This window comes from Pseudomonas sp. SG-MS2 (assembly GCF_009933855.1).
Lineage (GTDB): Bacteria > Pseudomonadota > Gammaproteobacteria > Pseudomonadales > Pseudomonadaceae > Aquipseudomonas > Aquipseudomonas putida_E.
In genome coordinates, this window is the sequence record NZ_MOMO01000158.1 from 46,195 (window position 1) to 55,949 (window position 9,755).

General features: G+C 65.0%; 9 protein-coding genes. 7 read left to right on the forward strand and 2 right to left on the reverse strand.

Annotated features, from left to right (window positions below; all coding sequences use genetic code 11):
* Positions 1 to 19: 19 nt before the first annotated feature.
* Positions 20 to 1,330: a DUF2235 domain-containing protein gene (locus BLX42_RS13230; protein ID WP_371926669.1), complete on the reverse strand. Its 1,311-nt coding sequence runs from the start codon at positions 1,328 to 1,330 to the stop codon at positions 20 to 22.
* Positions 1,331 to 1,546: 216 nt separating this feature from the next.
* On the opposite strand from BLX42_RS13230, the gene BLX42_RS13235 reads away from it, so the two are divergent.
* The 6 genes from BLX42_RS13235 to BLX42_RS13260 are packed head-to-tail and all read left to right on the forward strand — an operon-like array spanning position 1,547 to position 8,352.
* A complete protein-coding gene (locus BLX42_RS13235; protein WP_012313500.1) occupies positions 1,547 to 2,506 on the forward strand; it encodes a MoxR family ATPase in 960 nt (319 codons plus the stop codon).
* A 4-nt stretch (positions 2,507 to 2,510) separates the two neighbouring features.
* The gene (locus tag BLX42_RS13240; protein WP_046786502.1) at positions 2,511 to 3,455 is read left to right on the forward strand and encodes a DUF58 domain-containing protein; all 945 of its coding nucleotides are present in this window, start codon (positions 2,511 to 2,513) and stop codon (positions 3,453 to 3,455) included.
* Positions 3,452 to 3,946 (forward strand): DUF4381 domain-containing protein, encoded by a 495-nt coding sequence (locus BLX42_RS13245; RefSeq protein WP_046786503.1) that lies wholly within the window; start codon positions 3,452 to 3,454, stop codon positions 3,944 to 3,946. The genes BLX42_RS13240 and BLX42_RS13245 overlap by 4 nt, the downstream gene beginning before the upstream one ends.
* Entirely contained in the window at positions 3,939 to 5,015 is a 1,077-nt protein-coding gene (locus BLX42_RS13250; RefSeq protein ID WP_161871940.1) for a VWA domain-containing protein, read from the forward strand. Before BLX42_RS13245 ends, BLX42_RS13250 begins: the two co-directional genes overlap by 8 nt.
* Positions 5,012 to 6,730, forward strand: coding sequence for a tetratricopeptide repeat protein (locus tag BLX42_RS13255; RefSeq protein ID WP_119688550.1), 1,719 nt, complete (start codon positions 5,012 to 5,014; stop codon positions 6,728 to 6,730). Before BLX42_RS13250 ends, BLX42_RS13255 begins: the two co-directional genes overlap by 4 nt.
* Entirely contained in the window at positions 6,727 to 8,352 is a 1,626-nt protein-coding gene (locus BLX42_RS13260) for a BatD family protein (RefSeq protein ID WP_046786506.1), read from the forward strand. The genes BLX42_RS13255 and BLX42_RS13260 overlap by 4 nt, the downstream gene beginning before the upstream one ends.
* Before the next feature lie 85 nt (positions 8,353 to 8,437).
* Here the strand turns inward: BLX42_RS13260 and BLX42_RS13265 are convergent, their stop codons facing one another.
* Positions 8,438 to 8,869: a DUF2628 domain-containing protein gene (locus BLX42_RS13265; protein WP_046786507.1), complete on the reverse strand. Its 432-nt coding sequence runs from the start codon at positions 8,867 to 8,869 to the stop codon at positions 8,438 to 8,440.
* A gap of 308 nt (positions 8,870 to 9,177) precedes the next feature.
* On the opposite strand from BLX42_RS13265, the gene BLX42_RS13270 reads away from it, so the two are divergent.
* The coding region (locus BLX42_RS13270) for an exonuclease subunit SbcD (RefSeq protein ID WP_161871941.1) at positions 9,178 to 9,755 on the forward strand (578 nt) is incomplete at its 3' end.

Genomic DNA, 9,755 nt, shown 5'->3' on the forward strand with positions numbered 1-9,755 from the left:
GGCAAGGCCGGTACCTGCTTCAATCTACCGGGTTCTTGTGCAGCACCCTGCCCGCCTTGCCCGGCCGGTCGATGTAAAACGCGTCCAGCGCACTGTTATCCAGCCCTTTCACGGCGTTCCAGTGCGCCGATGTGTGCACATACTTTGCCTGCAGCAACGCTCGTTCCTGGGGCGTCAGGCGCAGTTGCGCACATTGCCCGAGGGCAAACTCATGCAGTTTGCGGCTGACAGGCAGCAACTCTGCCGGCAGGTGATGCGCATCGTCACTGCCCAAGGGAGCGAACGGTACGCCACCGCGCACGGCCAGTTCACGCATGATGCTGAGGTAGACACGTGACAGATGGCCACTGACTTCACGTTCTCGGTACACAGCGGCATACACCTGCTTTTCCGGGTCATCACGCCTGGCTCGGCTGCCTTCGATCGGCACCTCCCAGCTGAGCAGCGTTGGCCGCGGATCGATCAGGCCGGCAAAAGTCGAGGTCAGCAGCCCATTGACCGCCGCATGGGCGCTTGTGCATTCGGCCGGCGTCGTCCGCGCGACCCGGCTCGACTGCGGTTTGCACAAAAGAACCTGCTCACGCATGCGCTCCCGATAACCGCCACCGATATTCGAGTGCACACCCGGCACGACAATGTCGTTGTCGCTGCGCACCAGCGGGAAGTTGTGGCGCCGTTCATCACCTGCCACCAGTTGCACCACTTGCCGGGCGATAAGCGTGTCCAGCCCGAGACGCAAACCGCCGTAGTGATCGCTGGCAGGGTCGAAGCTGCCTTGCAAAGGTGCAACGATGGCCGCCACCGTATCGAACAGACCCATGAAGTTGATCGCCCGGAGCCCGTGCAGCTCGGCCGGCAAGCCCACCTCATCCTTGCCCAGCCGGTTGGCCAGGTGCCTGGCCGCCGCAGCACCGCGACTGAAACCGAACAGGTCGAATTCGATGCACCCGGGTACAACCTGAGGATGCTCGGCCCGATAATCGCGCAGTTGCCTGCCAACCTCCGCCAGTGCCTGCTCTACCCGGGCCTCCACCCCCGCGCTTCCGCGCCCCGTCGCCTGGGCGAAGGATGAGTCAGGCGCACCGTGCGTTGTACCGATACCTTCCACATAAACGCTGAAATGGACCTGCCCTTGCACCGGCCCGAAGGGATAAAGCGCGTGCAGCAAGGCAATGTTGCTGCGGGCATTGGCATAACTACCCCCTGCGCAACCGTGGCTGGTGGAGGCCAAGGGTGCAGCGTTGCCCTGATTGTTGCCGGTGCCGTCGAAAAAAATGCCCACCCGCAGGGTTACCGGGGCAGGTATACCGGACTGCTTGCTCATCATCATGCTCCTTCATGATTCGAAGGGCACAAGCAAGCGACAGATCTGCGCCACCGGAAATCGGAGAACACCTGAAACGCACGCGGATATTCCACCGCTTCAATGCGCATAAAAAACCGGGGCGTATTTGGTCGCCACCCCCCGGATAGATTAAAGTATCCACCCCTGCCAGGTCGGTCGCGCTCCGCGCCCGCCCTGGCCCAATCCCAGGAACCGCCGCCGATGGAACACCGTGAAGCGCTGATCGCGCTACGCACCTTTCTTTCCTCCCAGATCCTAGGCCAGGAAAAACTGGTCGAGCGGCTGTTGATCGTGCTGCTGGCCGACGGCCACATGCTGGTCGAGGGCGCCCCGGGCCTTGCCAAGACCAAGGCCATCAAAGAGCTGGCAGAAGGTGTCGAAGCGCAGTTCCATCGCATCCAGTTCACCCCTGATCTGCTCCCGGCCGACATCACCGGCACAGAAATCTACCGCCCGGAAACCGGCAGCTTCGTATTCCAGCAGGGGCCGATCTTCCACAACCTGGTGCTGGCCGACGAAATCAACCGGGCACCGGCCAAGGTGCAGTCGGCGTTACTCGAGGCAATGGCCGAACGCCAGGTCAGTGTCGGGCGCAGTACCTATGACCTGTCACCGCTGTTTCTGGTCATGGCCACGCAGAACCCGATCGAACAGGAAGGCACCTACCCGCTGCCGGAGGCCCAGCTCGACCGGTTCCTGATGCACGTGAAGATCGGCTTCCCCGATGCGGCGGTGGAGCGGCGCATTCTTGCCCAGGCCCGCGGTGAAGCGCTGGGTGGCGAAGTCAAGCCTGAACGGCGGGTCAGCCAGCAGGCCATCTTTGCCGCACGCAAGGAAATCCTTGGCCTGTACATGGCCGACGCGGTGGAGGAATACCTGGTGCAACTGGTCATGGCCACGCGCACACCGGCCAAGTTCGATACCGAGCTGGCCGACTGGATCGCCTATGGCGCCAGCCCACGCGGCTCCATCGCCCTGGATCGTTGTGCGCGGGCGCATGCCTGGCTGGCCGGGCGCGACTTCGTCAGCCCCGAGGATATCCAGGCCGTGCTGTTCGACGTGCTGCGCCACCGCATCATCCTCTCCTTCGAAGCCGAAGCGGCAGGGATCGACCAGGACCGCGTGGTCCAGCGCATCCTTGACGTCGTCGCCGTTGCCTGAGCCGATGCCCACCGCTCAGCAGGCCGAACCCGGCATCCGCATCGGCCTCGCCGAGCTGATCGACATGCGCCACCGGGTGCGCGAGATCCAGTTGTTCTCCCGCCCTGGCCAGCGCAGCCCGCTGGTCGGTCTGCACCACTCAAAACTGCGCGGGCGCGGCGTGGACTTCGACCAGGTGCGCGTCTACCAGGCCGGTGACGACGTACGCAACATCGACTGGCGGGTCACCGCACGCACCCAAGAGCCGCATACCAAGCTGTTCCATGAAGAACGCGAGCGGCCGATCTTCATCCTCGTCGAGCAAAGCCAGCGACTGTTCTTCGGCTCGGGGCTGATGTTCAAGTCAGTGCTCGCGGCCCAGGCTGCGGCGCTGTTCGGTTGGGCTGCGCTGGGCCACAACGACCGTATCGGCGGGTTGGTGTTCGGCGATGATGAGCACCACGAAATCAAGCCGCGGCGCAGCAAGCAAAGCCTGCTGCAGTTGCTCAACCGTATGGCGAAGGTCAACCAGGCGCTGCACACCGAAGCCGCGCCCCACGCTGACAGCCTGGGCCTGGCTTTGCGCCGCGCACGTGAAGTGCTGCGCCCAGGCAGCCTGGCCATCGTCATTTGCGACGAGCGCTCGCTCAGCGCCCAGGCTGAACAGCACCTGGCGATGCTCTCGCGCCATTGCGACCTGCTGCTGATGCCGGTCTCCGACCCGCTCGACCATGCCTTGCCTGCTGCTGGCCTGCTGCGTTTTTCCCAGCGCGGTGCGCAGCTGGAGCTAGACACGCTGGACACCAACCTGCGCCAGGCCTACCGTCAGCAGGCCGAAGCGCGTATCGAACGCTGGGACTTGATGGCGCAAAAGCTGCGCGTGGTGCTGATGCCACTGAGCACCCAAAGCGAAATGATCGAACAGTTGCGCGAATACCTCAATGCCCAGCGCCCTGGGAGCAGTAAATGAATCCGCTGGATCAGCTGCAGCCGCTGATCGCACCCTCGGCGATTGGCCTGTGGCCACCGGCACCAGGCTGGTGGCTGCTGCTCGCCTTGCTGCCACTGCTGGCCTGGGGCCTTTGGCGGCTGCGGCGCTGGCGCCCGGGCAAGCGCCGGGTGGTGCGTGCCGAACAGCCGCTCGACCCGGTGCGCCTAGAGGCGCTGGCCGAACTTGCCCGCCTACCCCGCCCCTACGACGGCGCGCCGGCCGGGGCCTGGTTGCAGCAGATCAACGCCTTGCTCAAACGCCTGTGCCGCAACCATTACCCCGGGGCCAACAGCCATACGCTCAACGGCCGCCAGTGGCTGGCGTTCCTCGACAACCGCTGCCCGGCCGCCGGCCTGACCCGCTGGATGGTATTGGTCGAGGGCGCGTACAAGCCCGAGTGCAAGCTCGACGACAAGGCCATCGTCGGGCTCAGCCAGGCCGTCGAAACCTGGATTCGCAAACATGTTTGAACTGGCCTGGCCGTGGATCTTCGTGCTGTTGCCGCTGCCGTGGCTGGCGCGCCTGGTGCTGCCCGCCGCTGACAGCGGCGAGCCGGTGCTCAAGGTGGGCTTTCTCCACGAGCTGGAAGGCCTGGCCGGCCGGCGTGCGCGCCTGAACCTGCCAACCTGGCGCCAGCAGGCGCCGTTCGTGGTGATCTGGCTGCTGCTGTTGCTCGCCGCTGCCCGCCCGCAATGGTTGGGCGACCCGTTACCGGTGGCCGCCAGTGGCCGTGACCTGATGGTTGCAGTGGATGTGTCCGGCTCCATGGACTTCCCCGACATGCAGTGGAAGGACGACGAAGTCAGCCGCCTCGACCTGGTCAAGGTATTGATGGGCGACTTCCTGCAGGACCGCGAAGGCGACCGCGTCGGCCTGATTCTGTTTGGCAGCCAGGCCTACCTGCAGGCACCGCTGACCTTTGACCGGCGCACTGTGCGTACCTTCCTCGACGAAGCGCAAATCGGCATAGCTGGCAAAAACACCGCCATCGGTGACGCCATTGGCCTTGCGGTCAAACGCCTGCGCCAGCGCCCTGCGCAAAGCCGCGTGCTGGTGCTGATTACCGACGGCGCCAACAATGGCGGGCAGATCCACCCATTGACCGCCGCCCGCCTGGCCGCCCAGGAAGGCGTGCGCATCTACACCATCGGCATCGGCGCCAACCCCGAGGCCAGCGGTACACCTGGCCTGCTCGGGCTCAACCCAAGCCTGGACCTGGACGAAGCCTCGCTCAAGGAAATCGCCGAGCTGACCCGCGGCGCGTACTTCCGCGCCCACGACGGTGCCGAACTGGACGCCATCGGCGATACCCTGGATCAGCTAGAACCCGTCGCCCAGCAGCCGACCCAGGCGCGCACGGCCAAGGCCCTGTATGCCTGGCCATTGGCCCTGGCCTTACTGCTCAGCGTGCTGCTGGTGGTGGCGGTGCAATGGCCAAACAACCTGCTGCAACGGGGCCTGCGCAAACCGCGCTTCCTGCAGCCCCACCCGCAATGGCGTGAGCGCCTTAAACGGCTGCGCTTGAGGAAGCGGCGATGATCGATCTGTGGCCGCAATGGTTGCGCCCCCTGTGGCTGCTGGTAGTGCCGCTGCTCGCCTGGCTGCTGTTCAAGCTGTGGCACCGGCGCAAGCGCGCCGGGCGCTGGCAGATGATCCTGCCCAAGGCATTCCACCCGGTGCTGCTCGGTGGCGGCAGTGGCAGCAACAGCAAACTGCCCTGGGTGGCCCTCGGCCTTGCCTGGTTGCTGGTCGTTCTGGCGCTGCTCGGGCCGAGCTGGCAGCGCGTGGAGGAATCCCGCCAACGCCCGGCCGACCCGCTAGTGATCCTGCTCGAACTGACGCCGCAGATGCTTGCCGAGGACACCCCGCCCAACCGGCTGCAGCAGGCTCGGCGCAAGGTCCTGGACCTGCTCGAACACCGCCGCGACAGCCAGACCGCCCTGATCGTCTACGCAGGCAGCGCACACACCTTGGTGCCGCTGTCCGACGACCTGAGCACCACGCGCAACCTGCTCGAGGCCATCGACCCTTCGATCATGCCGCAGCCCGGCCAACGCGCCGACCTGGCCGTGCAAAAAGGCCTGGCCCTGCTGGCGCAGAGCGGCCTGGGCCAAGGCCGCCTGTTGCTGATCGGTTCGGCATTGAGCGGCCCGGAACGCCAAGGCATCGTCCAGGCCCTAGGCCGCCAGGGCCCGAGCCTGTTGATGCTCGGAGTCGGCACCAGCGACGGGGCTCCGGTGCGCCAGGCCAACGGCGAGTTCCTCAAGGACGAGCAAGGTGCCATTCTGGTACCGCGCCTGGACAGCGGCGGCCTCAGGGCGTTTATCAACAGCACCGGCGGACGCTACCGTCATGCCCGCATCGACGACCTCGACCTGCGTGGCCTGGGCCTGTACGACAACCCGCGCATCCTGCGCAATGACGGCCAGAACGTGCAACTCGACAGCTGGGCCGACCAAGGCTACTGGCTGTTGATCCCCCTGTTACTGCTGGCCGCCTGCGCGGGTCGGCGCGGCTGGCTGTTCTGCCTGCCGCTGCTGCTGGCCCTGCCGCAGCCAAGCCAGGCCTTGGAGTTCAATGACCTGTGGTTGCGCCCCGACCAGCAGGGCCAGCGCCTGCTTGAACAGAACCGCCCGGCGGACGCCGCCCGGCACTTCCAGGACCCGCAATGGCGCGGCATGGCGCTGTACCAGGCCGGCGACTACGCCGCGGCCGCCAAGGCCTTTGCCCAAGGCAATACGACAGCGGCCCACTACAATCGAGGCAATGCCCTGGCCCGCAGCGGCGAGTTGGAAGCCGCCCTGGATGCCTATGAGCAAGCCCTCGAGCGCCAGCCCGATTTCAAGCCGGCGCTGGATAACCAGGCACTGATCCAGCAGCTGTTGCAACAACGCGAAGCACAGGCCGAGGAACAACCGGCCAAAGACGATGCCCAAGGCACACCCGGCAGCGAGACCGAGGGCAACAGCAGCTCGGCCAGCAGCCCGGCGCAGGGCACGCCCGGCAACAATGAACCGGCCAACGCCGAACAGCCCGGCCAAGACAGCAACAACAGCCAGGCCACTCCCGGAAACCAGGGTGGCGACGATGACAGCATCACCCAGCCGCCCAAGCGGCCGGTTTCCACCAGCCTGGACGCCGAGCAACGCCAAGCCCTGGAACAATGGCTGCGGGAAATCCCCGACAACCCGGCGCAGCTGCTACGCCGCAAATTCTGGTATGAACAGCAATTGCATCAGGAAACCCCACGATGAGTCGCCTCGGCGTCTTTCTCTTCAGCCTCTTCTGGGCCCTTCTGGCCCAGGCCGAGCCGACCCTGCAGGCCAGCGTCGATCGCACTCGCCTGGGCGCCGGCGAAACTTTGGAACTGACCCTAGAAAGCCAGGATGTGACCCAGTTCGGCAAGCCCGACCTGCGCGCCCTGGACGGCGACTTCGAAGTGCGCGGCACGCGCCAGTTGAATAGCCTGCATACCCTCGACGGCGAGACCCGCGCCAGCACCCGCTGGATCATTACCCTACTGCCAAGGCGTAGCGGCAGCCTGCGTATTCCTGAGCTGCGACTGGGCCAGTCACACAGCCAGGCCATCGATCTGCAGGTGCTGCAGGCCGACGCCAGCCGCCCGGACACTGCGTCCCAGATATTCGTCGAAGCCACGCTGGACAGCAACGAGGTCTATGTCCAGGCCCAGGCCGTGCTGACCCTGCGCATCTACCATTCGGTGTCGCTGTACGATGACAGCAGCCTGAGCCCGCTGCAGCTGGAAAACGCCAAGGTCGAGCCGCTGGGTGACTCACGCACCTATGAGAAGGACATCAACGGCGTACGCCACGGGGTGATCGAGACACGCTACGCACTCTATCCGCAGCACAGCGGCACCCTGGAAATCGCGCCGCTCACGTTCACCGCCACCGCCGCCGATAACGCTCAGCAGCCTGAGGGCGCTGCACGCACCGCTCGCCAGGTACAGGTCAGGTCGCTGCCGCTGCGCCTGACCGTACGCCCGATACCCGCCGCCTGGCCCGCGGCCGAACCGTGGTTGCCAGCCCGCAGCCTGACCCTGGAGGAACACTGGAACCCCGACCCAGGCAGGCAGCAAACCCAGATAGGCGATTCGCTGACCCGCAGCATCACGCTGCGCGCCGAAGGGCTGTCCAGCACCCAGTTGCCGCAATTGCCCGCCACAGAAATCGCCGGGCTGCGCCGCTACCCGGACCAACCGCTGCTGCGCAACGAAATCAGCGAGCGCGGCATGACCGCCAACCGCGAGGAACGCGAAGCGCTGGTGCCGACCCACAGCGGCGAACTTGCCCTGCCGGCGCTGGAAGTCACCTGGTGGAATACCCGCGAGGACCATCTGGAGCACAGCAGCCTGCCGGCGCGTAACCTGAACGTGCAGGACAACCCTGCCCTGAGCGCCGACACCCCGGTAGGCGATGCCGGCAGCGCCAGCCATCTGCTCTGGCCTTGGCAACTCTGCACCGTGATTTTCGCCCTCACCACGGCGCTCGGTTTTACCCTGTGGTGGCGCGCCCGCTCGCAACCAGCGGTACTGCGCGCCGCGCAGACCGGCCCAAGCCCACGCACCCTGCTGGACGACCTCAAGCGCGCCTGCCAAGCCAACGACCCACAGGCCACCCGCCAGGCCCTCGACGCCTGGGCGCGGCAGCAGCCGGAGACCTTGGCGGAGATGGCGGCGCGGTTCGTGCCGCTGTCGGATGCGCTGGATGGGTTGAACGGGGCGCTTTACAGCGAGAGTGGGCAGTATTGGCAGGGGGAGGATTTGTGGCGGGCGATTGGCACGATTCCACCGGCGGAACAGGTGTTGTTGCCTTCGGGTGAGCCGGGGAGCTTGCCGCCGCTTTATCCGAAGTGATTGGGAGAGGGGCGCAGCACTAAAGACAGGCCCCTCTCAGCCCGGATGCAATCCTGACCCTTCCCCCGCTGATCACCGGCAGCGATCAGATGAACCGATGCCCCTGAAACGGGTTCCAGCCCTGCTCCCCTTTGGTCTGTTTCAGGTAATAGGCATAATTGGTCAACATGCCATACAGCACGGCAAAGGCCACACTGATGCCCTGGTCCAGCGCCCGAGGCACCGCATTACCCGTGGCAGCCTCGTAAACGCCTTCAAGCAGCCCGATGCCCATAATGATGGCCAGCATGACCAGGTTCTTCTTCCACATGCCCAGGACGAACCAGTAGATCGGGCCAAAGAAGAATCCGAGGAAATTGTTGTTGATCAACAGTTTCTTGCGAAACGGCAAGGCGCGAAAAGCAGCTTTGTAACTCGTTTCACGTGGCCCGCCATGCTGATCGAAGAAAGCGAAACGCTCCTGCCATTTAGGCTTGAGGTTGGCGTAATCGGCCTGGATTTGTGGCGTGCTTTGCATAAAAATTCCTTTTCAAATTGGTTCCGGTAGCCCACACCAGCAGCATCGCAAGCGCCGCGGCCGGGGCGAAGATTAGATCATCGGCGATGGCCGGCAGCAAGCGAGCAAATGGCCACTATGTCGACCCGTTCGCATAATGGAATGTCCCTGTAGCGCACTGCCCTCCCTTTCAACGCATCGAACACTGCCCGGCTCCAGACAATCGCCAAGCCACTTGAGTTACCATACCGCCCTCCCTCGAGGGCTACCTTGGCGCTGTCATGACGCCAGATGCCGAAGCCTTCATGTCCCAATCCAACAGGTCATCCATGCGTCTGTTTCACACCTCCGACTGGCACCTGGGCCAAAGCCTGCACGGCCAGGAACGCGACTTCGAACACGCCTGCTTCCTCGACTGGCTGCTCGGCCAGCTGCGCTTGCGCCAGCCCGATGCGCTGCTGATCGCCGGTGATATCTTCGACACGGTCAACCCACCGGTCAAAGCCCAGGAGCGGCTTTACGACTTCATCGTCCAGGCCCACGAGCAACAGCCGAAGCTGGATATCGTGATGATCGCCGGCAACCATGACTCCGGCTCGCGCATCGAGCTACCCGCCGCGCTCATGCGCCGCCTGCGCACCCACGCGCTGGGCCGTGTGCACTGGCTCGACGAAGGCCAGCTGGATGCCGAACGCCTGCTGATCCCGCTCACCAACAGCCGCGGCAAAGTGGCGGCCTGGTGCCTGGCCCTGCCCTTCCTGCGCCCGGCCGAGGTCACCGGCCCGCAGTTGGGCGACGACTACCTGCAGGGCATCAACCAGGTGCACCAGCAACTGATCGCTGCCGCGCAGAAAAAACGCAAGAAGGACCAGGCGCTGGTCGCCATCAGCCACGCGCATATGGCGGG